We start from the raw sequence: 22,541 nt of genomic DNA, 5'->3' as shown, positions 1-22,541 counted from the left end.
CGCAATCATCGCTACCTACCATACAGTAATTTTTCCCATTTATGTAGCAGAATGCTCAAAATTTTCAAAACTTGCGTAATGATTTGATTTTCATACTCTGATAGGGGAGGCAGGGGCAGCTTTCAAGGGTAGGGGGCAGGGGGCAGGGGGGCAGGGGGAGAAAAAGACGATGCCCAATGCCCAATGCCCGATGCCCAAAGATTGCTGAAATTTGTTGAAAAATACTTTTTTAGACAGGAAGAGGTAAGGTAAACCAGAAGGTTAAACCGCGCTTACGATGGCTAATTACGCCGATTTCGCCGCCGTGGGCTTGAATAATTTGGCGACAAAGATACATTTGTAAGCTGATGAGTGTGGAACAAGAAGCTTGAGGATCACGCACATACAAATCAAATAGGCGATCGCACTCTAGTTTACTGATACTGACCCCGTTTTCTTGGATACAAGTGCGAATCATCCCATTTTCTACTTTGGCTTTAACAGTAAATTGAAGTCCTGGGGGGTTATGTTGCAGGCTATGAGTAAACAAATTCAGCAAAACTTTCTGTAACTTGGAGATGTCAACCATCACCAAGGGTAAATTTGCAGGGAGTAGATTGTTGATATTTGCTTGATTTTGACACAATAAGGGTTGTAAATCGCGAATAATTCTGTCAAATAAATGACTAAATTGCACCATTTCTGGTTGCAGAGTCATTCCTTGAGCTTCGCAAGTATGAATTTCTAATAATGAATCTAGCATTCGCAATTGTCGCTCATTGCCTTGAATCATTCGTTCAATGATGGAGCTAGAAACGGGAATGGGGCATGGGGTATTGGGCATGGGGAATTGGGCATCGTCTTTTTCCCCCCCTGCCCCCTGCACCCTGCCCCCCTGCCCCCCTGCCATTCCCAGAAGATTCCTTAAAACCATCAAGTTACCGATGACAGAGGTACGTAAATCGTGGGCGACGGTGTGTAATATTACGTCTTTGACGCGTTGCATTTCTGCTAATTCCTGCATTTTTTGTTGCAGTTGGGCGGTGCGTTCTTCTACTTGCTGTTCGAGACTGGCGTTAAGGTCGGCTAATTCTTGGTAGAGTTTGACTTGTTGGATGGCGATCGCCAGTTGTTCTGAGATTTGTTGTAATAAATCAATTTCGATGGGTTGCCAATTGCGTGTCGTGGAACATTGGTTAGCCACCACTGCACCAAATAATTTGTCACCGACAAAGATGGGGAGGGCTAGGGTGGCTTTGGTGTGAAATTGTTGATATATATGTCTTAATTGGGGCGATATCTCAACTTTACTGACATCTGCGACAGTACGCACCCGATGAGTTCTAAAAATGGTGCGTAATTCTTGCATATAACTATCGTCGCCGCTTTTCCAATCTAATACCGCCGGATATTGGGGATTGACAGATTCCGCAACAATTTTCGCGCCGAGTTTTGGATCATCAATCCCAATAAATACTCGGTCTGTTTGCAAAAATTGCCGAATTTCTGTGACAGTGGTTTGTAGAATTTCCTCTAAATTCAGGGAAGAACGAATTCTGACTAGGGTTGCAGCTAAAATGCGATCGCGGTGTGCGGCTAATTGTTGGGCTGTGATGTCATGGTTAATGGCGATAATGTGGGGAACACCATCTAAATCCATGACTTCGGCTGAAAGTGTTGAGGTAATGACTTCTCCAGATTTGCAACGAAATGGTAAAACCAGGTTGCGGACAGCCCCTTGGGTTTGTAGTTGTTGAATTAATTTTAGGCGATCGCGCTCATCCACCCAAATATTTAATTCCCAGGCTGTACGACCGACTGCTTCATGGCGTTCATAACCGGAGAGTTTGACAAAACTATCATTTACTTCTACGTAGCGTCCTTCCTGAAAGGTGCTGATAGTAATCGGGTCAGGACTGCAATTAAAGGCTTTGGCAAATTTTTGTGCCAAGTTTTGTAATGTGCTTTCTGCTTGTTTGCGTTCCGTGATATCCCTGACAATAGCTAATACTTCATCATGACCACTCACTACTAACCGCGCCTCATAATCTCGCCAGATGAGAGGGGTTGATAGCTGATATTCACAGGTTTGTAAATTGCCTGTATTTAGGGTTGTGTGAATCATTTCCTGACCAATAGCGGCGACATCACTGGGTAAAACTTCCTGTAAGTTTCGCCCAATGATTGCGTCCCGCGATAAACTTACATTTGCCCCATCACCTTTTAAATCAAGATATTCACCATCTCGACTAATGCGAAACATTAAATCAGGAATTGCATCCAAGATGGCTTGATACCGTCTTTCGGTCGCTTGTAATTGTAGTTGTGCTTGTTTGCGGTCTGTAATATCCAAAATCAACCCATCCCACAGCACATCACCGTTAGCCTGTAGTTCTAGGTGGGAATTACAGTCTAGCCATTTCAGTTGACCACTAGGGGTGATGATGCGACCTTGCCAACACCAGGGACTCACAGTAGCATAGGCTACAGATAGAGATTCTGTAAAACTATTGATGTCCTCTGGATAAAGTATATTAAATAATGCTTGCCAGTCAGCTTTGATAACTTCTGGTGTTAATTCACACAGTTTTTGACTACCAGAACTGACATATAAGACAGACCGAGAACCATCTGGTTTGCAGAGAAACCGAAAAATCACTCCTGGTAAATTGTCAGCAATTCTTTCTAACCAAGTGATTGTTTGCTGTGGACAATCTGTTGGAGTCGATAATTTCAAAGTTTCATCCACTCTTTGACCCTTTCTTGTGCAAGTAACTGGTGTATGGTTAACGGTCATCTTAGCTTGCTATTTGCATTATTAATCACAACATCAAAACCCCGCCTTATTTCAGGTTAATTTGTGATGTGGCGATCGCATTCACCCAATTGGGTGAACAATGAATCAATTCAAAATTCTTTCCCCTACACCCCTACACCCTTAAACCCCTAAACCCCCAAATTCTTAACTACACCCTTCCACATATTCAACTTCTGGTAGCTTACCTGCACGATACATAGTTACCCGCTTACCATCAGTTTCAAACACTACTCTATAATTGCGATCGGCGCGGTCTTGAGGAACAAAAGTTAGATAGTGTCCACCAGGGACGTAATTATGGGGTGAAACTTGAATTTGTCCTGGGTACAGAGATTTGATGCGTGCTTCAGTATCACCGATTTTCGCGCCTCTAATGGTTGTAATTCGGCTTTTATCGTAGACATCCACCCGCGCAATCCGATTTTCTGTCACCATGAAACCCAGATTTTTATAACCTTTAGGACTGACATAGTAACAACTGTTATTCGGTTTATCCCCTGCCAAACGAACACCAGCAGCTTGAGAGGCTTGAGAAACAGTCATCCCCACACGCACAGGGCCAATACCGTTAATTGAAACTTTTGATTGTGGTGTCAGTCTTGTTTGTGCTACGACTCCACCCACAGTCAAAGATGAAACAGCTAGGGTGAGAGTGGCTAAAGTCCAGAATTTAACTTGATTATTCATAGTCGGAAAAAAAATGGTAGATATTTATCTACAGGATGCTGACCTTTAGTTTCGGCATTTTCCGTTATTAAGCATTATTTCTTTTGCCTTTTGCCTTTTACCTTTTTACTAGGTTGGGTCTTCTTCTTCCATTTTAGTTAATAGTTTATCTGCTACTTGTTGGTCAGCGATCGCACCTTGGGTATCTCCTAAACTCCGCCGGACTTGACTCCGCAGTTGATAAGCTTCATACGACTGCGGATATCGCTTAATCATGTACTCTGCATCAGCCAACGCGCCTTTGTAGTCTTTGAGTTGTTGCTTGGCTTCTCCCCGTGAAAGATAAACCCAGCGATTTTGGGGATTTAATTTAATAATTTGATTGTAATCAGCGATCGCACCTTTATAGTCTTGCATCTGTCTGCGTAAATAAGCACGTTGCTGATAAGCTATGAAGTCTTTTGGATTCAAGCGTAAAACTTCGTTATAATCTTGCATCGCGCCTGGATAATCTAACAATTTTCTACGCATCCCAGCACGGGTTAGGCGAGATGAAATATCATTTGGTGTTAAGCGAATGACTTGGTTATAATCTGCCAATGCACCCTCCTCGTCCCGCATCATCATCCGTAACCTGGCGCGTTTTTTATAAGCATTCACATCATTGGGATTTTTACTCAAAGTAGCAGTCAAATCAGCAATTTCTGCTTTTCTTTTTTGGGCAAAACGTTCATAACTTTGCTGAGGAGTTTCAAATAGGTGAGGTACGACATTTAACCAACCAGGAATGGTTGCTTGTAAACTACCAATCATCCCTCCGAACAAACTGAAACAGTAAAAAATCATCAATACAAATCTAGTAGTCAACTTCCCACTAGATTCGTAATATCGCTGCATTAAATCTTTGACTAAGGTGTATTTAGTTTGAAATGGTAATTTGTCATATCCCCGTTGCTGTAAATATTGGAAGATAGTGTGTAACAGATGCTCTTGATTTTCCGGTTGACTGCGTTTGATTTCCTGCTGTAATTTGTTACTAACTTGAGCATTGCGAAAATCACCAGGAATACTAAAAGCTACCAAAATCAAAAATACTAACAGTCCTGGTTCTTGTTTTCCCAACAGGAAAAATATCACTAAGCCAATTGATTTAAATGCTACATCAGCAAAAGGTATGCGAGAAAATAAAAGTAAATTGGCAATCTTTCCCCCATCTAAAGGATAAATTGGTAGCAAGTTGAATAAATTCATAAACATCAATATCCAACTTGTTTGGCGTAACCAAGCGAAATTATCACCAGTGTGGGGTGTAAAGATGGCTATAATCATCCCCAAAATTAACCCTGGTAACGGGCCTGCCAGCGATATCCAAAATTTTTGACTTAGAGTCGCTTCATGTTTGTGTCCTGTTGCAAAAGCACCTAAAAATGGCACAAATAACACAGAAGTATCCTGATAACCAAACAATTTCATGGCTAGGATATGTCCACCTTCGTGGAATAAAATCACAATAATAAATATCAGTACACTTTGGAAGGTGAGAAACTTGGTAAAGCTAGCTGCAAACACTGCAATGCTTCCTAAAAATAGCCAAGTGCGGAGTTGTTTACTAAGCAAACCCTGCTGCATTTGCTGCATATGTTTGAAGCTAGCAACTTCCAATTCGATCGGAATCTTGGTTTGCAGACTGGGTTGAGTTTTAGCTTTTTGTCGGCGTTGCTGATGTATATTGGCTGTTTTGTTATTACCTTGGACGATTTGGTAAACTATTTTGAGTGCAGTTAACCAATGTAATTGAAATAATGCTGTTTCTTTAATTGGTGATATTTTACCTATTTGACTGAGATGTTTGACATAATTACCAATGAATATCTGTAGTGCTTTAGCAAAATCTTTTGGTGCTAAAGCACAGGGTAATTTTTCCAGAATTAACTTATTGAGTTTATCTTGGTGATGTAACCATTGAATGGAAACATCATGAGCATAAGCATCTTGAACAATCGCATGGGGAATTTCTTCAATAAAACCATGCTTTTTACAGTTTACAGTTAACAATAAGGTTTTATCCTGAAAAAATGTGTAAAACTCAATGTCAAATAAATTTACAAGTTCAACTAAACGGTTAGTAACGATTGTGGCGTAGGTCTTACAAGACTTGTTATATAAGAGAATTTCCCAATTTGGTTGCTGATTAGCTTGCACCATTGGTTGATATTGTATGTAGCTAAATGGCTTAAAACCCAGTTGTTCCAGTTCTTGGATGGGAGTTTGCAATAAATCTTGAAAGTACGTCGGAACTTGCTCTGTGTCAATAACTTCGTATTTAGGGTACTGAAATCTGGCTTTGCAAAGTTGTAAGAAGGTCATGAAATATTGGATAAACAAAGCCAAAATCGTAATCAGGATGGGGTAAAGCAAATATGGCATAGTAGCTTGACAAACTTCTCTATGCTTAGTATTCCCTGATACGATTTAAATGTATTACAAGAGTATAATTTAGCGTGAATTCTGGTGCTGCTGAAAATACTGTTTAGGATTTACTGAAAAAGTCTTGTAGCTAGGATGCAAAACAGTTACACGTCTATATTAGTGAGTCATCTATTTCCTGTATTCTAGCCCATAGCTGCAAGAGAGGTATCTCACTTACGCCAGAAAATTGTGGATCACCTGTCTCAATTATTACCCATTGTTCATTCTCTAATTGCCCTATATCCAATGCTACATAAGGTACTTCTAGTCTTTGACTTGCCTTTAAAGCTAAACCCATGATCGCTTCTTGTTCATCTGAAGATAAATCTTTGAGCTTGTCTTGTCCCTGCCAATAATACCCCATCCCTATAACTTGTCTATTGTAAATAAATAGACGGTATTCCCGACCTAATGGAAACCCTTGACCTGATTTTCGCTCATGGCGCAATTGGATAAACTTTCTTACTAATACACGTCCTCGCGAATGAGCAGCTAACCGCAGGTATGCTCCTGTGAGTGATTCTAACTCCTCAATGCTATTGGCCACACACGCCTCTGGCCCCCGTACCTTTAGTGATTGAACTACTCCTTTGACGAAAACAGGGAAGCCGAGTTTAGCTGCTGCGTCTTTGCACTCTTCTATACTGGCGATGACTACTGTCTCTGGGGTTAAGCCTGTCAATAATGGGTAAGCTCGATCAAACTCTTGTACTCTTAGATGTTGCTCAGGATTATTGAGGAGTTTAATCCCCTTAATCAAAGCGGCTCGATAAATAGCATCATATCGTTGGGGAGTAGGGATAAATCCAATCCAAACCGCAGCAGCAGTAGGCTGTTGCTGTGGGATATGAATCAGCGCATTTTCAGCTGTTTCGCATACCGTAAAATCTTGTGGTATGTAATAAACACGACAACCAATAATACGAGCAGCTTCAGTAGAAGCCATAATATCTCTAGCACTAGCAGATGGTTCTAGTTGATCGGATGCTTCACTCAATACGATCATATTAATGTTTTGATGAGTAAAATATTAACTAATTTGATTTTAATTTAAGATGGAGTAATGATACTCTGTTGAACTAAATTTTAGGATATATTGAGCAGTCACTTGAGGTTGTTCTAAATTAGGAACATGACCATAATCAGCAATCCAAATTAATTGAATGTGAGGAATAGCAAGTTTAAATATTCGCGTATCTTTAGTTCCTAAAATTTTGTTTTTATCAGCCCATAAAATTAAATTCTGTTGTTGAATTTCTGCCAGTTTATTAAACCCAAAATCACTATAACTACTACTTTTAGTAAAAGTAATTAAAGCCTGTGACCAATTAGCCATTTCCAGGTGTAATACCAATTCATGAAAAGAATGAAACAGATGCGTAGGTTGGGTTGAACAAAGTGAAACCCAAAAACCACAAAACTTTGAGGTGTTGGGTTTCCTTGCGTCAACCCAACCTTGTATATTGAGGTTGTAAGCCTGAATTGAGAGGAACAGTTCATTTCATGTGGAGTAAGCTAGCACACATATTTTCTGATCTTAAATATTTCCAGGTTCGTAGTTAGGGCTTCAGTCCTCCCCAAAACACTCTACGCGCACAGGTCAGGACTCAAGCTTTTAGCAAATCTAAAGAAAATGTTAAATATTACGATTTTTTACAAATTAGATGAAAATCTAAATATAAGCTTAAATTTCGTTATCAAACGGGGTCAGCCCATATAAAGACCCTGAATATAAAAACCTAATGGCTTTAGCGTCAAGCTCCATAAAAGGAGGCTGACGCTATTTCCCAAAGATTTTTTAACCATAGTCAATAGTCATTAGTCAATAGTCATTAGTTATTACTCAGCACCGGCTAAACGCCGCGCTACCGCTAACAGCACGGGCTGAACGCCCCGCTTCCGCTAACACCACTCACCACTCCTAAACGATTTATGATTCCCCATATTCTGCCTGACGAGCATGAAAATTAATACCAAAAGGAAGGGGAGTACATTCATTTACCTTAAACCACCGCTTGCGTCCGCGTGGTAATTTGACTAATACACGCCCAGGTTGCCACCAAGAGGAAGGAATTACAACTCCATTGCTGCCGTTAGGAAGTTGGACAAGTGTACCTGGAATAATAGTCATAAAAGCTTCCTCAGAATTACAAATATCAAAGTTAATCAAGCAAAGATGGTGTCAAAACCAAGACTAAGTGCTGCGGTGGTCATAATTCGCCGCAGACTTAAATAGCATCTCCAAAGTTGAATTATTAAAATAATCTAAAGAATAATCAAAGTGTAGCTAATCTTGATACTGGTTTTAATAATTTCAATATTTCTTTACAGAACACGGGAACTAAAGGACTTCCAATTTAAAAAATATACTATCACTGTGTAGGCAGAGGGGCAGGGGGAAAAAGAACGATGTCTTATCTCGGAAATTGGATAATTTATTTTCTGGAAGTCCCTGATAAAAATTAATCCTGAGTACGATATTTTACTCAGGATTAGGATTGAGAATTTGGTAAGTGTTAATTAAGGAGTAAGAGAGAAACAAAGACTTCTGCACTAAGGTGACAGACTAAGTTTCTTTTACTCAGGATTGGAGTCAGGGTAGTGGTTGCGGATACGTTCGGCTTCTGGACAGTCGTCAGTCAAGAGCGGTTCTACATTCCCGCGTGGGACTGAAGCTAGTTTCTGAGTGACAGCACCGATACTTTCGAGGCGCACCATTTCCTCCCAAGAACAAACCTCGTCTTCCTCCTCTGTTTCATAGCGCAAGGTCACTAAATCTCCCTCTATGTCGATGATGCGGGCGCGTTCTATCCAGCGTTGCTGGTCCCGCAAGAATACGCATACCTCCCGCCCATCGCAACACAGTTGATAAATCTTGCGGTGTAGCATGTACTGCTTCTGCCTTTTTAAACAACGTAGTTAAACTTTTCAAATTTTGGGTTTTACCCCAAGCAAATGACAACCTGAAGAGGTGAGCTTCACGGTTCAGAATCAGTGTGTCAGTTGACCCCGCCCAAGGATTTGCTATTGGTTGTGAGAAGCTAGGGAATTTGTGGGTCATAAACTGGTAGTTACTGCACCAAGATTCTATCTCTTTCAGGGTCATTCAGTGAATGTCTACTTCTTCATAGAAGTCAGAAAATTCGGTACTTGTCCTCACCTGCTGACTATTGGCTGGTAAGTCCTTACTACCATTATGTAATAATAAATACTCAAAAACAAGTGGTGATTGCGGTTGTTTAATTTGCCTACTTGTGATCATTGGCATTGCTGAGAAGCCTGGGGCTTCGGCTTGACTGTTACCCCTATGTATTTGATCTTAACTCATTCTTTTGCTGACCTTCACGGTTTTCAACAACAAAAGCATAATAGTTTTGATTTTAAGAATTTTTCCTGACACATCTTGAGGCTATCTGCTTGATAAGAGGCAGGGGGCAGAGTCGACTGTAGGTAAAAACCAAACTTCTCTTCTCTACTTGTGGGTGGTTTTTCTCGCCTGCTCCCTGCCCTCTTGTCTCCTACCTTTTATGAAAGAGGCAGTCTTATTGAGATTTACCGGATGCGAAAGACTCTAGACTCAGCTGGGAAGAACCTTCTCGTTTAATTTTCCCTGTACGCACTGCATCATATAAATCCGCCAGGGCTGTCAAATCTTCTGGTTGATAACATTTAGTCGCTAACACCTGATGGAGTAGACCTTCAGATTCAACGCTGAGATATCCAGTTTGGAAAGCAGATTCAACAAGTGCGCGAATCATTTTAGTTCTGGTAGAGTACGGGGTTTATTATCTCCAGTTTGGAATACTTTACGCGTTTGCTGATTGATATAAAACAGCATATAGTGGTGATTTTGGTTACGAATTTTTGTGATCTATGTCACAATAGTCAAGCCCTATTATTCAAAATTCAAACAAAATTCATCAAAGGCTTATAAAAGGGATTGGGGACAAGGTAGGAGTAGTGAGTGCTGAGTAATGAGTAATGACTATTGACTAAGATTGAAAAAATTGGCGGAAGTCTTCGTCTTTGGTGCTGAGTTGTACCCAATCGAGGTTTAAGGACTGGAATTTTTGGACTAGGCGATCGCAGGCGGGGCGTTCTGTGGCATAGTGTCCGGCATCAATTAAAATGAGATGGCGATCGCGGCTTTCTTGGAATTGATGGAATTTACAATCGGCTGTCAGATACGCTTGTGCGCCGGTTTTCACTACTGCACTAATAAAGCTAGCCCCTGAACCCCCTAAAACCGCTACTTTGGAAATTGTCTTTTGTAAGTCAACACTGGGGGAAAAGATTAAATCTGGGGGGGTAAGGCGGGTTTGAATGACTGTGAGTAGTTCTTGTAGCGTCAAGAATGGTGCTAATAATCCCACACGTCCATAACCTAAACCGTTTTGGGTGGGAACGATGGGGGCGACATCTTTAAGTTCTAAGATTTGTGCTAATACGTCAGCTGTACCGTCGGCGACTTGATCAAAATTGGTGTGGGCTGTATAGATCCCGATGTTGTGGGTGAAGGCTAACCGCACCATTTCGGTAATTGGTTCACCTGTGCGGAAAGATTTGGGAGGGCTAAAAATAAGGGGATGATGGGCAAAAATTAGATTAGCATTTAAGGCGATCGCTTCTTCCATGACAGCTAATGTTGGTGTTAAACATACCAACACCCTCGCGGACTCTTGTAATACACCTGGTTCAACCTGCCAGCCACAGTTATCCCAACTTTCGCACCAAGTCGGATTTGCCCATGCTTCAAACCAAGTAATTAAATCAGCAATTTTCATCAGTGTTTTTGGGGTTGAATATTCAACTCTAATGCTAATTGTTCACGCTTTTCCTGAAAAGGTTTGTTCCACATGGGGACAGCATTCCAATCCCAAGCAGCCACCGGAATAAGTTGGGCTTTGGCTAAGTGAGTTAATAAACGATACTCATCATCTGGTTCGCGGGAGAATGTGAAAGGGTTGCGAAAACCGTTATCACATAATTTATATGATTGAGATTTACCACGACGAATCCGTTGGATTAGTTCTTGGTGTTTTGCTAGTAAATAATCCAGAAAAGTTAAGCTAAAAGGCTCGATATTGGCACGGTTTTTTGGGTCTTTTTGTACCCATTTTGCCCATTCAAAACCATAAATGAAATCGTGTACATAACGAAATCTAATTTCACTATTCATGCCGAATAAATCTGTTAGCGAAACCATTTTATGAGCAAATTTTCCTAGAAATACAATCGCATTATCCTTGGCAGTCAATGCTTGGAATAACATGCTACTAACCATAAAATCAAAATCCCAGAAGACATTTTCTGGGAAGTTGTTTAATTGAGATTTAACTATAATTTCTAAAGTTTTTTGTATAGTATGAATTAATCGATTATCGGTGGTGTTTTCTCTAATTAATACTTCTAATTCTACAAAGCTAGTGATTTTTGTTTTATCAGGATTAAGAGTTAAAAGATTAACATGATTTTGCGACAGGATTTCATCAATAAGTTGAAAACTGTTGTTGGGTACAGTACTTTGCTGCATCTGTATTGAGATAGCCTAGAAGCTACAAATAAATTTAATTATATGACAAAAAATCACTAAAATAAAATTAATATAAATAAATATTAATTTTTGTTATGTAATTTTTAAAATTAGTTTGTTGAGACGCGAGAATTCGCGTCTAGGTAGCAAGACTATCCGGAAATGTGAACTACTAATTCTCTGGAGTGACTGCGCTGCCGATGTTCCCAAATATAGATTCCTTGCCAAGTTCCTAGCACTAAATGACCTCGATTAATAGGTATATGTTCTGATGTGTGTGTTAGTGCTGTGCGGATATGTGCTGGCATATCATCTGCGCCTTCGGCATCATGAATATATTGACCTGATTCTGGTACGAGTTTTGCCATAAAGTTAGCTAAGTCAACGAGTACATCAGGATCGGCGTTTTCTTGGATGACTAAACTAGCAGAAGTGTGGCGTAGAAATAAAGTGCAAAGTCCGGTTTCTACTCCCGATTCAGCAACTATCGCTGCGATTTTTGAGGTGATGTTGTGAAAGGATTTGCCGTTAGTAGTAATTCTTAGTAGTTTTTGGAAGTGTGTCATATAGGAATCCGATTGAAGTGTGGCGAGAATAGATTTGGATTTTGTCCATAAACCCATTTTTTTGAGTAAGCGTTTAATATGACAATCACTCAAATGAAAGCAAAATTCCTTAGCTCTAAAATCTACTTTAGCCATGAGGATTACTTTTTACAAACACTTTCTTAAGTTCTAGAAAATAAGAACACAATATCTCTATGCCTAAAACTGACAGAAGTGACATCGTTGTTAATAGTATAAATATGCAAGGAGACCATTTCGGGCAATAAACAATATCTTGGAAGTAGTAGTAACAGAAGAAAGAATGGGTGAGCCACAGAGGAAATGAATATTTACCTAAGTAAGCAATCAATTTAGACAAACTTAGTATCGCTACCGCTCTACAAGAAAAATATATAAAAAAAGGTACTATGATAAAATCATATCTATGTCCACCAAATTTAAATCTCAGAATAAAACACAGCAACAGCCAAGCAAAGATCCAAATCCATCCAGTTTTGTCAAAATCTTTAATTAGATAACTTGAAAAGAATTTTAATTTAGCGCATATTATTCCTAATGCGAACGATGGTTGCCAATAAATAAAACCGAGATGCTCGTAAGGATTTACTTGTGAGCTTAAAGACCATAAAAATATGCTTACAAAAGCGACTAAAGTAATATTTCTGTCTACTAATATCATGTACAAGGGAAATAGAAACAGAATGCTAATAACAAACGTCCAAACAAACCACCATTCCCCATTATATGTTGAACTCCAACCTACAAAATTTTCTAAGAATATTCTTGGTTGTGGTAAGTAACGCAATTGTTCTGAATCCCAAATATTTACTTTTGGAAAGAAAAATATTCCAATTGGTATAAAAATTAGAAAGTACAACCAGTATGTCAAGTAGAAATTTTTAACTTTTTCTATTGAGTATTTTAAAAGTTTTTTTTCAGAGCGAAGATATCCAAGGAACATTCCGTAGCCAGACAGAAACAAGAACATTGAGACGCATATATTTCCAAAACTACCTATGTAGACTTCTGCATTAAAAAAGGGGATTAGTGGAATATAACTATTCCCATTTAGCAGTCGGTTGTTGTAAGTAAATAGATGGTGGACAAACATTAAACAAATTGCTACACCTTTAGCAATATTTGTTTGTTCTTTTGTAAATTGCATATATAGATAGATATTTTGGAAATTAAACTGTAAGGATTCAGTCCTAATATTGGGATAAGTAAAGAGATAAACTATTATTAAAATAAGTGATTAACGCTTTACCAATAGCTTTTTTGTGAAGACCAGGAAGTTTAATTAATTTTTTGAAGTGGCGGCGTAAATGCACTGGGTATTTTTGTTTGGTAAAAATTGGATAACTATTGTCAACATTAAAATCTTTGAGGCATATTATACCATGTAATTGGCCTACAGTTTCTACTTATACTTATGCTCCTGAAGGTAATTAATCATAGCTTGGGCGATCGCCTGATTTCCATCCTTAGCTAAAGGGTGTGTTTTTTGTGGTGGTTGTAATGGTTGATTTAAGAAATCCCAGTTACCTTGAAAGAACTCCTCCGGTTGGATAATTTGATGAGAGTTGTAGTTTACTAAGCCTTCTAAAAGAAAAGCTGCTTCTGCAAAATCATCACGGGGGATTGTAACTAAAGGTATATCTAATAAAGTAGCTTCAGAAAATGTGCCGTAACCAGGCTTAGAAATTACTTTACCACAGATGGGCATAAAATCGACTGGGCGAAATTTGCGGTCATTAATTTTGATTAAATTCGGTAAATCAGGGGCAGACTGATCAAAGACAATAAATTGCCATTGGGGAAAATGGCGTAGGTTATCGTAAGGAATTTGTTGTAAACCCAAACCGCCGAAGGTGAGTAAGATAGTTTTCTCTGGAGGTGCGGTGATTCCCCAAATAGTACGAATTGCTTCGGCTGTGTAACGGGGAGTACCACCAGTTAAGCCGACATCGGTAATATGGGGGAAAGCTGGCATAGGTTCGTGAAAGGGTAAACGAAACAAGCGATCGCACTTTTGATAGCATTCACTTATCCAATCAGCAATAGCCACAAATTCCCCACCCCAGTCACGATAGATAAAGTCCCAGCCAAAATTACTCATCATCCAGCAAGGTATACCTGCTTTTTGGGCGAATAATGGCGCGAGAAACGGAATATCTGCAAATATCAACTGCACTCGATTTTGGCGGATAAAGTTCACTTCTGAAGCAATTAAGGAATTTTGCTGCTTTTTAATCTCCAGCAACCTCGCCAAAGTCGCGTCCTTATCCATATTTAAGCTATCAGCTTGCACCACACCCAAATCAAAAGCGCGGGGACGATGAATAAAATCACCCTCGATATAGCACTCTAGTAACCACCGAGGCGCAGTAGTCACCATAATTAACAGCACTTCTGGACACAACTTTTGAATTGTCGCCGCTACAGATGCGGTGCGTGTAGCATGGCCGAAGCCGTGATTGGTAATGGCTACGTATAGGATTGGACGTTGCATTGTGGGGATTGGGGACAAGGGAGACAAGGTAGAAGTAATGAGTAATGAGTAATGAGTAATGAGTAATGACTAATGACTATTGACTATTGACTAATGACTATTGACCAAAAATTTTTCTACGGCTTCAACTAAGTGGTCGATTTCTGACTCTAAAGTTAAATAATGAACGGTGGTGCGGATACAACTGGGATCGGCAAGGGTGCGGGTTAATATTTTTTGAGTATCGAGAAATTGCAACAATTTTAGGGGTTGATGATTTGTTAATTGAAAGGAGACTATACCGCATTCTGGGGGTGCTGTGCGGAGACATTTGATATGGGGTAATGCGGTTAAACGTCGCCATAAATATTCGCTGTTGTGGCGAATTTGGGTGTAACGTTCTTGTGGTGTTCCCCATTTTTGATGAGTTGCGATCGCCTCTCGCAAACCTAAATATAATGGGTAAGGTGGGGTAGATACTTCATAGCGTCTTGCATCTGGTTTCCAGTTCACAGGTCGAGATTGGCTATCAACCATAATTCCATACAACCCGATAAAAGTCGGATGCAGATGTTCTAGACTTTCTGGACGCACATACAAACCCCCCACACCTTCGGGGCCGCATAACCATTTGTGACCCGTAAAAGCATAGAAATCTACTCCCAATTCTGCTAAGTTCAAAGGTAAAGCCCCAACGGATTGGGCTGCATCTATTAATAAGAGAGAATTATTGTTTTTACATACCTCTACGATTTTATCTAGAGGTAGCACTTGACCAGTGTTCCAAAAAATATGACTGAGTACGACTAGGCGCGTCTGAGGACGCAAATTTTGAGCAACAATGGCTACGGGATCGCCATCATTTACAGTTGCTTGTAAAGGACAGGTTGTAACTTCCACTCCAAACCGACGACTAATTTCTTGACTAGCAGCTACAACTCCAGGATGTTCGCAGTCTGAGAGTAAGAGATGGTCGCCTGCTTGCCAGTTTATTCCCCACAAAGCAATATTGCAACCTACGGTGACATTATCCGTAAAAGAGATTGTATCAGGTGTAACGCTTAATTCAGAGGCGATCGCGTTTCTGACGGTGGGCATTTGTGCTGTTAACCAAGCACCAGCCTCACTTCCAAAGGGGCCAATCTGCTGAATGTAAGATATAGTTTGTGCGATCGTGTCTATTGTGGCTTGAGGCATTGGCCCCTGTCCACCATAGTTAAAATAACGCTTATTCGCTAAAGCTGGGAATTGTTCTCGATGTTGTTGTAGCTTAACCTGTGCAGTGGAAATACTAGTCATAAATAATTAAAAGTGAATACATAACATTTTCCCTCTTAGTCTCTCACTCCCTCAACCCAAAAAATAGGGAATAATGTTGCCGAAGATATAGCCGTGAGTATTTTGCTACTCTTAGGAATTCACCCCATAGATTTTGACAGGTTGCTCATTCTTAATGAAATAACCAGTCCTCAGCTTTCTCTACCTCAGCAAATCTAGGCATTACTTCTACTTTTCGGCTAATATAGCTACAAAGCGATTATCAATATCATGGCAGAAACGGGTAGAATCAGGGTTGCTAAAGATAAAGCTGAGTTAGTGAAAGCGTTAACCTCTTCAGATGGTAGTACAGGGCCTTTTCAAACATTTGCTGATGTCATTGTCTTTGCTGCTGCGTTAGGTGCAAAGCATAAAAAGCGTGTACCCTTGGGCGAAATTTCTAAACGAGAACCATCCCCTATAGGCCAAGAGCATTTTTTAACTAGAGGATATGATCTCATCATTAAACTTCTGGCAATTGTTGAAGAAAAGGAACTTGCTATTTTATCTGTTGGTAATGAAAAGTTTGAAAATCAACGCTTGAGATTATTTGAAGAGTACGCCAATGGCGGACTAGAAATATTGCAAAATGAAATGAGAGGAGCAGTTGACTACTCAGAAAGGATACTGCTAGTTTTAAGTTCAGAAAGATTTCAGCAAGAACAACAAAGAGAATTTGACTTGCGTAGGTTTTTATCTTAATAAAAATACTTGAAGGTAAAGTAAAATAATAATTTATTATTATTCTCTGATTATAAGGAGTTATAATTATGTCGAGAACTCTTGGACAGTTACTATATTCTTTACGTAAAGGAGATTTGCTATTACCTAACTTTCAACGCCCATTTGTTTGGAATCCAGAACGTTGGCAATCTCTTCTAGCATCAATACTACTAGAATATCCTGTTGGACAAGCTCTTATTGGTACGGAAGCAGACAGTAAAACTATGTCTGTTAACAAGCCACTATCCATACCAGAAAACACTTTGCGTGAAATATTCTTAAATAAAACAAATCTTAAACTGGAAGAAATTGAAGGACTTAAATCAACACAATATCTACAAAGAGGTGAAGCTTATTCTTGTGATTATCTTTTAGATGGACAACAGAGATTAACTGCACTGGATCTTATTTTTGGGACAACATATCATTTCGCTGATGGTAGTGAACTGAATAGAAACTATAGACTTAGATGGTTCTTAAACCTTAATAAACTAGGTTTAATAGATTTGAAATGGCCAAATATTAGAGAAATGCAACATGAAGAAGTCTGTGAAGCATTTGTTTACATAAAATACAGAAAAACTGATAAAAACAGCCCTTTTTATTATGAAAAATCAGAATCTGATTTAGCTGATTTTTGTACAGTTAAAGAATTACAAAAACAAACTGGTATGGAAGAGGGTATTTATCTTCCCTTAGATAAATTATATATTGAAAATCATGATGGAAAATCACTCCAATTTGATCCAGCAAACTTTTTAATAGATTTATTTGATGAAAGACAAGATGTTATTATTGGCAAAACTCACGAAGGTAAAAGGTTAAAAGAAAATTACCAAAATGATCTTATTGAGCAGAAAAAATATGAAGAGGAATGGAAAAAACTTAGACGTAGTTTCTCTAGCTGGAAAGCAACACTTGAAAGAATGCTAGATAATCTCATAAAATTTCAATTCCCAGTATTGGAAGTACCTTCAAAAGAATTTAATAGGCTATCAGGTATTTTTTCAGTAATCAACATGGGTGGAGTTGAATTAGAAACTTTTGATTTGTTAGTAGCGAAGACTACAACAACAGATTCTAGCCTTCGAGATATAATGAAATCTGCTTGCTTACAGAGCATGAAAGATTTTAAGAAGTATGTGAAACTTTTACCAGAACCAGCAAGAGAAGAAGGCATAGATAATTTTTGGAATATAGGTGATTTTCTAGGTGAAAAAAATGAAGATGCTGAACAAGTTGTTAAAGGTTTAAAGTTTCCAGAATCTATTGCTAGGTCTTTTGCACAAACCATTGTAATACACGCAAAGTTATCGGAAGCTCTAGGTGATGATTGGTCACTTAGAAATAATACACTTTCTGGTTTTTCCCAATCTCAAGAAGCAGCACGTTCGATTTTGCAGCTTGAAGATTGGGGATATTCAGATAAACTCATTCTTAACTTATCTCGTCAGACAGTTCAAAAAGTTCAGAACCAAGCAGCTAAACAACTATTACGTGCCTACTTTTTTATGAAGGCAAAGCTTGGATTTCCCAAATTATCTTATTTTCCATATCGCCAGATGGATTTGGTTTTGGCAGCAGTATTAACTGATTCCGTATGGAATAAGTTATATCAAGATCCATCTGGGACTTTAATGAAAAAGCTTCAATGGTGGTATTGGGGTTCTATTTTTGGTGGTGCTTATCAAAAAGCTCATTCTTCTATAGACAAGCGGGTTTTGGCGGATATTCCTAGATTGTTAGTCTATCTATCTAAACCTACAATCAAGTGGGATGAAGTATCTGATCTCAGTAATGGAAAACTTGAAGACAACAGTCGTTTCACTGAAGTACCCATAATAGGAGCTAATGGGAAATTAGGAAATCGTTTTGAAATGATATGTGATGCAGACGGTTACTCTACTAAAGATGTACTTATGACATCTGCTAGTCGAACAATGGGTCTAGCAATACTTGCATTTACAATTAGAAACGGTTTATCAGATTTTAAATACAGAGATAAGAGTGATAACTCTCATGAACTGAAGCGTGGTTTACCCCTTCATGCTGGTCGTAATGATCTCCAAGCTGATCATCTTTATGCAGTGAATTCATGGTATAAGTTCACGGGAGAGAAAGTAGAACGAAATGATGATCATCCAATCAATTCTCCTTTAAATTATTCCTGGGTTTCCGCTAAATCAAATCGTTATTGGTCAGATAACCCATCATTTATGAAGTTAGAGCTTCAATCAGCACTTGAAGGTCATCAAGAAAGTATAGATTTCTTGCACCATCATTTGCTATCTGTAGAGGCAATTGAGTACGAATATAGAGATATGTTGCTAAGTTCAGAAGAAAAACAAAAAAAGATTGCCAAAGTAGTGCTTAAAGCTTTGTTAGAAAAACGCTTTGAAAAACTAAGGCAAGAAATACTCAATGAAAACCCTGAACACTGAATCTTCCCAACTATATATAATGATATGAATTATTAAATCTTCATTCATTTTATAATAGCAGGGCTATCAACTAAAGCACAGGTGGCAACCCTACTTGTTTAACCTCCACGAACTCACCATGAAAATTGATGGTTTTATTCTCTACAGTTCTGGCATTAGCTAAAGCCTTGCGGAGATCAGCAACTTCTATTTGCTCCTGAAGCCCACCCAGCATATAAATTAATAACTTAGCTGCTAAATCTTTTCCAGAAACCTGAACCCGCTTCTTATTGGGATCATATAAAATCCCATACCAGAGAGACTGGGGATACTCCATACCTGTAAAACCACCTTGCTGGTCAAACTTCCGCAATTTCTTAAAAATGCTAGCTAAGGAAAACCCTTTTTTAAACACTAGAAATCCTAAAGCTTGCGCTATAGCAACTTGAGCAACGGGACGGAAAAGAATATTAGCTTCACCACCACCTTTTTCAAAACTAAATCTTCTTAAAACTGGTGTATCTTCATGTTCCAAAATTTTATAACTAGGTAGGCTTGCCAAACTATCAAAAAGTTTTTTGAATTCCTCAATTCCCTGCTCAATTTCTTCATTTTCTGGACGCATGGGAATCAAACCTTTCTCAAAGGGTTTCCAGTGAGGGAACTTGTGAACCAAGTATCTCTCTGACATATCTTGTAATGCTTGTAGTGTCGTCAAGACTGTGGAATTTGTCGCCACTGTTGCACTATTCCAATTAACGCGAGGGTTACGATTTGGTTTTTGTTCTAAAAGTGGATGAGTAACCGCAATTTTGCGCGCCACAATAGCAAAACCATCATCTTCATTTAGCTGTGCTAATTGACCTTTAGTTAAAGGTGCAGCCATTAAGTTAACATGAACAAAAACTGACCTTACCCTCCGCCTCGCTTCGGTGCGTGTCTCCCCAGCATTCACCGCACAAATGAATTCAATCCCAATTTTTTCTTTAGGTAAGCTTTGTAAATAAGCAGGGTCTACTTGATACTGTTCTGTTAAATCTGCAAGGGTGATTAAACTATCATCTGCTGTTTTATCTTTCTTATATCGCTGGAGTTTACTAGTTTTAATTAACTCCATCAACCCTTGTACACCCATTAAACGGTGCTGACCATCTAGCGCATAAATGGTGATGTTATCTTCAGAAACATTCAGCAACCCGACTTTCCCATCTTTATCTAAAGGGGTGAAATCAGTGGTAGATTTTTCCGCACGCCCTTCACTATCCCATTCTGGTGCTTTGGGGTTATCTACCCAAGGTTGATTAATAACAACCAGCACTGGGGGAAACTTATGATTTTTTCTGGCAGCTAAATATTGAACTAAGGGTGCTTGACGCGACCAGTCAAGGGGACGCTGCTGAATTTCGTCGATACTATCAGCATCAATTTCAATATTGTCCGTCTCTGGATTGTATTTTTTTTGCAGTAGGGGTAAACCAGAGGCGAAGTGAACCCGACCGGCAAACCATTCTAAAGTCACAGAACCGACATAAGCTTCGTTTCCGCCCATTTCAGTCTTTTGAACTAAAATATGATCTCTTCTGTCTAAAAAATTACCTAATAGTAGGGATAATACTTCTTTTTCTTTGTTTTCTCGTTCTAAATACTCTTTAGCAATATCAGTATTGGGTATATATGTACTATCTTCCATGTTAATTTTTAAAAACTGAGTGAATGTATTTAGCGATATTGTCCGGAGAATTAGATACTAAATAAAGTAATTTTTAAAAACTTTTTAGCCAAAGGGACAATAGACTTTTATGATATCTGGCTGTAAATGGCCTTCAACTAGATAGAAAATGATGATGTAACGCGAATATTTCCATAAAGTAGGGATAAATGAGTACAGCAAAACAGCAAGAAACTAAAGGTCAGCAGTCACGTACTGTAGCAGAGTTAGTGGAATATATCCAAGCTCTCACCACTGAAATTCAAGAATTGTATTGTTTAGATGCAATTCCTTGGGTCATAGGTGTATCTTGGGGTAAAGACTCTAGTGCAGTTTTACAGCTTGTTTGGAATGCGATCGCGTCTCTCCCGCCGGAAAAAAGAACTAAAACAATCCATGTAATTACTACGGATACTCAAGTAGAAAATCCTATTGTTGCTGCTTGGGTTCGTCAATCTATGCAGCAGTTACAATCTGCGGCAAAAGACAAAGGAATGCCATTTGAAACCCATCTACTTTATCCCGCAGTCAAAGACACTTTTTGGGTGAACTTAATTGGCAAAGGTTATCCAGCACCCCGTATACGCTTCCGATGGTGTACTGAAAGACTAAAAATCCAGCCTGCCAATACTTTCATCCGCAACATGGTTAGAGAAAACGGTGAGGTCATTCTTGTGTTGGGTATGCGGAAGGCTGAAAGCACTAAACGTGCTACGGTCATGGAGAAGCATGAAGAAAAAAGGGTACGCGATCGCCTCAGTCCAAGATCAAGTTTAATTAATTCCTTAGTTTATACTCCTATTGAAGATTGGCGTAATGATGAAGTTTGGCTTTATCTAATGCAGTGGGATAATCCCTGGGGAGGTAACAACAAAGACTTATTCAATATATATCGAGGTGCTACAGCAGATAATGAATGTCCTCTAGTAGTTGACACTTCTACCCCCAGTTGTGGGGACTCGCGGTTTGGCTGCTGGGTTTGCACAATGGTGAGTCAGGATAAATCAATGGAGGCTATGATTCAAAATGATGAACAAAAAGAATGGATGCAGCCTTTATTAGATATTCGTAATGAACTAGATATTAAAGATGACTACGATAAAAGAGACTTTAGAAGACTGTGGGGAGAAGTTCAATTATTTGAACGAAATAAAGATGGAAAAATCTCTGTTGAACCCATACCTGGCCCATATACAAAATATTGGCGCGAATATTGGTTAAGACGTTTATTGGAAGCACAAACTCAAATTCGGCAAACAGCACCAGAAAATATGCGCGACATAACACTTATCGCGTTGGAAGAGTTAAGTGAGATTCGTCGTATCTGGTTGGAACAAAAACATGAGTTTGATGATAGTCTACCCCGCATATATCAAGAAGTAACGGGTGAAGAATTCAAAGATCCTCGTCCTGGTGCTGATCACAAATTACTAGGTAGTGATGAATGGTCTGTGTTAGAAGAAATTTGTGTATCTGATGATATGCACTTGGAATTAATGGCGAAACTTTTAGATACAGAACGTCAGTTCAAAAAGAAAAGTAAACGTGTCGGAATCTACGATAGTTTAGAGAAATGTTTTGATACTAGTTCACGTTCTCCAGAGGAAGCTATTAAAAATGCTCATTTAAAACGAGACTTGCGAGAAGCTGTGATTCAAGGTGATATCGCCACAGTCAAGGAGAAGGTGAAGCAGTTAACTTTGGGTGATGCTGTGGATGAAGGTAAATCAGAAAGTGATAAACCTGTAACTTGGGGAAAGATGAAATTTAAAAAGTAATTATTTCTCTGCTTAATATCTGACAATGAAAAGTTAATGCTTGCTTTTTCTTCTCCTGAGAATCAGGCAAATT

The 22,541-nt window shown here is 39.0% G+C and carries 18 protein-coding genes and 1 pseudogene; 3 read left to right on the top strand and 16 right to left on the bottom strand.

The window, feature by feature from the left end; translation table 11 throughout:
* Positions 1 to 229: 229 nt before the first annotated feature.
* The 15 genes and pseudogenes from CLI64_RS09220 to CLI64_RS09155 all read right to left on the bottom strand — a co-directional run bounded on the left by CLI64_RS09220 (position 230) and on the right by CLI64_RS09155 (position 15,821).
* Positions 230 to 2,776, bottom strand: coding sequence for a PAS domain-containing sensor histidine kinase (locus tag CLI64_RS09220; RefSeq protein ID WP_192881702.1), 2,547 nt, complete (start codon positions 2,774 to 2,776; stop codon positions 230 to 232).
* Positions 2,777 to 2,941: 165 nt separating this feature from the next.
* Complete coding sequence (locus CLI64_RS09215) at positions 2,942 to 3,484, bottom strand: hypothetical protein (protein ID WP_103136938.1); 543 nt, start codon at positions 3,482 to 3,484, stop codon at positions 2,942 to 2,944.
* A 108-nt stretch (positions 3,485 to 3,592) separates the two neighbouring features.
* Positions 3,593 to 5,890, bottom strand: a complete 2,298-nt coding sequence (locus CLI64_RS09210; RefSeq protein ID WP_103136937.1) for a site-2 protease family protein — start codon at positions 5,888 to 5,890, stop codon at positions 3,593 to 3,595.
* A gap of 154 nt (positions 5,891 to 6,044) precedes the next feature.
* Positions 6,045 to 6,938, bottom strand: a complete 894-nt coding sequence (locus tag CLI64_RS09205) for an ATP-grasp domain-containing protein (RefSeq protein ID WP_103136936.1) — start codon at positions 6,936 to 6,938, stop codon at positions 6,045 to 6,047.
* A 39-nt stretch (positions 6,939 to 6,977) separates the two neighbouring features.
* Positions 6,978 to 7,280: pseudogene (locus CLI64_RS09200) on the bottom strand (alpha/beta fold hydrolase); the annotation flags it as partial.
* Between the two features lie 582 nt (positions 7,281 to 7,862).
* Complete coding sequence (locus tag CLI64_RS09195; RefSeq protein WP_103136934.1) at positions 7,863 to 8,063, bottom strand: hypothetical protein; 201 nt, start codon at positions 8,061 to 8,063, stop codon at positions 7,863 to 7,865.
* A gap of 446 nt (positions 8,064 to 8,509) precedes the next feature.
* Positions 8,510 to 8,821 (bottom strand): DUF6679 family protein, encoded by a 312-nt coding sequence (locus tag CLI64_RS09190; protein ID WP_103136933.1) that lies wholly within the window; start codon positions 8,819 to 8,821, stop codon positions 8,510 to 8,512.
* A 217-nt stretch (positions 8,822 to 9,038) separates the two neighbouring features.
* The gene (locus CLI64_RS31205; protein ID WP_192881701.1) at positions 9,039 to 9,200 is read right to left on the bottom strand and encodes a hypothetical protein; all 162 of its coding nucleotides are present in this window, start codon (positions 9,198 to 9,200) and stop codon (positions 9,039 to 9,041) included.
* A 274-nt stretch (positions 9,201 to 9,474) separates the two neighbouring features.
* Positions 9,475 to 9,690, bottom strand: coding sequence for a hypothetical protein (locus CLI64_RS09185; RefSeq protein ID WP_103136932.1), 216 nt, complete (start codon positions 9,688 to 9,690; stop codon positions 9,475 to 9,477).
* A 234-nt stretch (positions 9,691 to 9,924) separates the two neighbouring features.
* On the bottom strand, positions 9,925 to 10,716 hold the full coding sequence (locus tag CLI64_RS09180) for a Nif3-like dinuclear metal center hexameric protein (RefSeq protein ID WP_103136931.1): 792 nt from the start codon (positions 10,714 to 10,716) through the stop codon (positions 9,925 to 9,927).
* On the bottom strand, positions 10,716 to 11,465 hold the full coding sequence (locus tag CLI64_RS09175; protein ID WP_103136930.1) for a hypothetical protein: 750 nt from the start codon (positions 11,463 to 11,465) through the stop codon (positions 10,716 to 10,718). Before CLI64_RS09175 ends, CLI64_RS09180 begins: the two co-directional genes overlap by 1 nt.
* A gap of 152 nt (positions 11,466 to 11,617) precedes the next feature.
* Positions 11,618 to 12,031 (bottom strand): secondary thiamine-phosphate synthase enzyme YjbQ, encoded by a 414-nt coding sequence (locus CLI64_RS09170; protein WP_103140654.1) that lies wholly within the window; start codon positions 12,029 to 12,031, stop codon positions 11,618 to 11,620.
* Positions 12,032 to 12,158: 127 nt separating this feature from the next.
* On the bottom strand, positions 12,159 to 13,196 hold the full coding sequence (locus CLI64_RS09165) for an acyltransferase (RefSeq protein WP_103136929.1): 1,038 nt from the start codon (positions 13,194 to 13,196) through the stop codon (positions 12,159 to 12,161).
* 255 nt (positions 13,197 to 13,451) lie between these two features.
* On the bottom strand, positions 13,452 to 14,543 hold the full coding sequence (locus CLI64_RS09160; RefSeq protein ID WP_103136928.1) for a glycosyl transferase: 1,092 nt from the start codon (positions 14,541 to 14,543) through the stop codon (positions 13,452 to 13,454).
* Positions 14,544 to 14,633: 90 nt separating this feature from the next.
* Complete coding sequence (locus CLI64_RS09155; RefSeq protein ID WP_103136927.1) at positions 14,634 to 15,821, bottom strand: aminotransferase class V-fold PLP-dependent enzyme; 1,188 nt, start codon at positions 15,819 to 15,821, stop codon at positions 14,634 to 14,636.
* A gap of 249 nt (positions 15,822 to 16,070) precedes the next feature.
* On the opposite strand from CLI64_RS09155, the gene CLI64_RS09150 reads away from it, so the two are divergent.
* Together CLI64_RS09150 and CLI64_RS09145 are read left to right on the top strand one after the other, a co-directional pair.
* Complete coding sequence (locus tag CLI64_RS09150) at positions 16,071 to 16,541, top strand: DNA phosphorothioation-associated protein 4 (RefSeq protein ID WP_103136926.1); 471 nt, start codon at positions 16,071 to 16,073, stop codon at positions 16,539 to 16,541.
* A gap of 68 nt (positions 16,542 to 16,609) precedes the next feature.
* Entirely contained in the window at positions 16,610 to 19,003 is a 2,394-nt protein-coding gene (locus tag CLI64_RS09145) for a DUF262 domain-containing protein (protein ID WP_103136925.1), read from the top strand.
* Between the two features lie 70 nt (positions 19,004 to 19,073).
* Here CLI64_RS09145 and CLI64_RS09140 read toward each other — a convergent pair whose 3' ends face one another.
* Positions 19,074 to 20,672 (bottom strand): DGQHR domain-containing protein, encoded by a 1,599-nt coding sequence (locus CLI64_RS09140; protein WP_103136924.1) that lies wholly within the window; start codon positions 20,670 to 20,672, stop codon positions 19,074 to 19,076.
* A 188-nt stretch (positions 20,673 to 20,860) separates the two neighbouring features.
* On the opposite strand from CLI64_RS09140, the gene dndC reads away from it, so the two are divergent.
* Complete coding sequence (gene dndC, locus CLI64_RS09135; RefSeq protein WP_103136923.1) at positions 20,861 to 22,468, top strand: DNA phosphorothioation system sulfurtransferase DndC; 1,608 nt, start codon at positions 20,861 to 20,863, stop codon at positions 22,466 to 22,468.
* The last annotated feature ends 73 nt before the right edge of the window (positions 22,469 to 22,541 follow it).

The organism is Nostoc sp. CENA543 (genome assembly GCF_002896875.1).
Taxonomy (GTDB): Bacteria; Cyanobacteriota; Cyanobacteriia; order Cyanobacteriales; family Nostocaceae; genus Trichormus.
Note: the sequence above shows the minus strand (reverse complement) of the source record. Positions and strands in the feature narration are given on the sequence as shown.

What these genes read in the sequence shown, in the direction of transcription:
- CLI64_RS09180 (WP_103136931.1), bottom strand. Translation starts at nt 10,716, where the DNA reads ATGAAAATTGCTGATTTAATTACTTGGTTTGAAGCATGGGCAAATCCG.
- CLI64_RS09160 (WP_103136928.1), bottom strand. Translation starts at nt 14,543, where the DNA reads ATGCAACGTCCAATCCTATACGTAGCCATTACCAATCACGGCTTCGGC.
- CLI64_RS09155 (WP_103136927.1), bottom strand. Translation starts at nt 15,821, where the DNA reads ATGACTAGTATTTCCACTGCACAGGTTAAGCTACAACAACATCGAGAA.
- CLI64_RS09145 (WP_103136925.1), top strand. Translation starts at nt 16,610, where the DNA reads ATGTCGAGAACTCTTGGACAGTTACTATATTCTTTACGTAAAGGAGAT.
- CLI64_RS09185 (WP_103136932.1), bottom strand. Translation starts at nt 9,690, where the DNA reads ATGATTCGCGCACTTGTTGAATCTGCTTTCCAAACTGGATATCTCAGC.
- CLI64_RS09220 (WP_192881702.1), bottom strand. Translation starts at nt 2,776, where the DNA reads ATGACCGTTAACCATACACCAGTTACTTGCACAAGAAAGGGTCAAAGA.
- CLI64_RS09210 (WP_103136937.1), bottom strand. Translation starts at nt 5,890, where the DNA reads ATGCCATATTTGCTTTACCCCATCCTGATTACGATTTTGGCTTTGTTT.
- CLI64_RS09195 (WP_103136934.1), bottom strand. Translation starts at nt 8,063, where the DNA reads ATGACTATTATTCCAGGTACACTTGTCCAACTTCCTAACGGCAGCAAT.
- CLI64_RS09150 (WP_103136926.1), top strand. Translation starts at nt 16,071, where the DNA reads ATGGCAGAAACGGGTAGAATCAGGGTTGCTAAAGATAAAGCTGAGTTA.
- CLI64_RS09175 (WP_103136930.1), bottom strand. Translation starts at nt 11,465, where the DNA reads ATGCAGCAAAGTACTGTACCCAACAACAGTTTTCAACTTATTGATGAA.
- CLI64_RS09140 (WP_103136924.1), bottom strand. Translation starts at nt 20,672, where the DNA reads ATGGAAGATAGTACATATATACCCAATACTGATATTGCTAAAGAGTAT.
- CLI64_RS09170 (WP_103140654.1), bottom strand. Translation starts at nt 12,031, where the DNA reads ATGACACACTTCCAAAAACTACTAAGAATTACTACTAACGGCAAATCC.
- CLI64_RS31205 (WP_192881701.1), bottom strand. Translation starts at nt 9,200, where the DNA reads ATGCCAATGATCACAAGTAGGCAAATTAAACAACCGCAATCACCACTT.
- CLI64_RS09215 (WP_103136938.1), bottom strand. Translation starts at nt 3,484, where the DNA reads ATGAATAATCAAGTTAAATTCTGGACTTTAGCCACTCTCACCCTAGCT.
- CLI64_RS09190 (WP_103136933.1), bottom strand. Translation starts at nt 8,821, where the DNA reads ATGCTACACCGCAAGATTTATCAACTGTGTTGCGATGGGCGGGAGGTA.
- CLI64_RS09205 (WP_103136936.1), bottom strand. Translation starts at nt 6,938, where the DNA reads ATGATCGTATTGAGTGAAGCATCCGATCAACTAGAACCATCTGCTAGT.
- CLI64_RS09165 (WP_103136929.1), bottom strand. Translation starts at nt 13,196, where the DNA reads ATGCAATTTACAAAAGAACAAACAAATATTGCTAAAGGTGTAGCAATT.
- dndC (WP_103136923.1), top strand. Translation starts at nt 20,861, where the DNA reads ATGAGTACAGCAAAACAGCAAGAAACTAAAGGTCAGCAGTCACGTACT.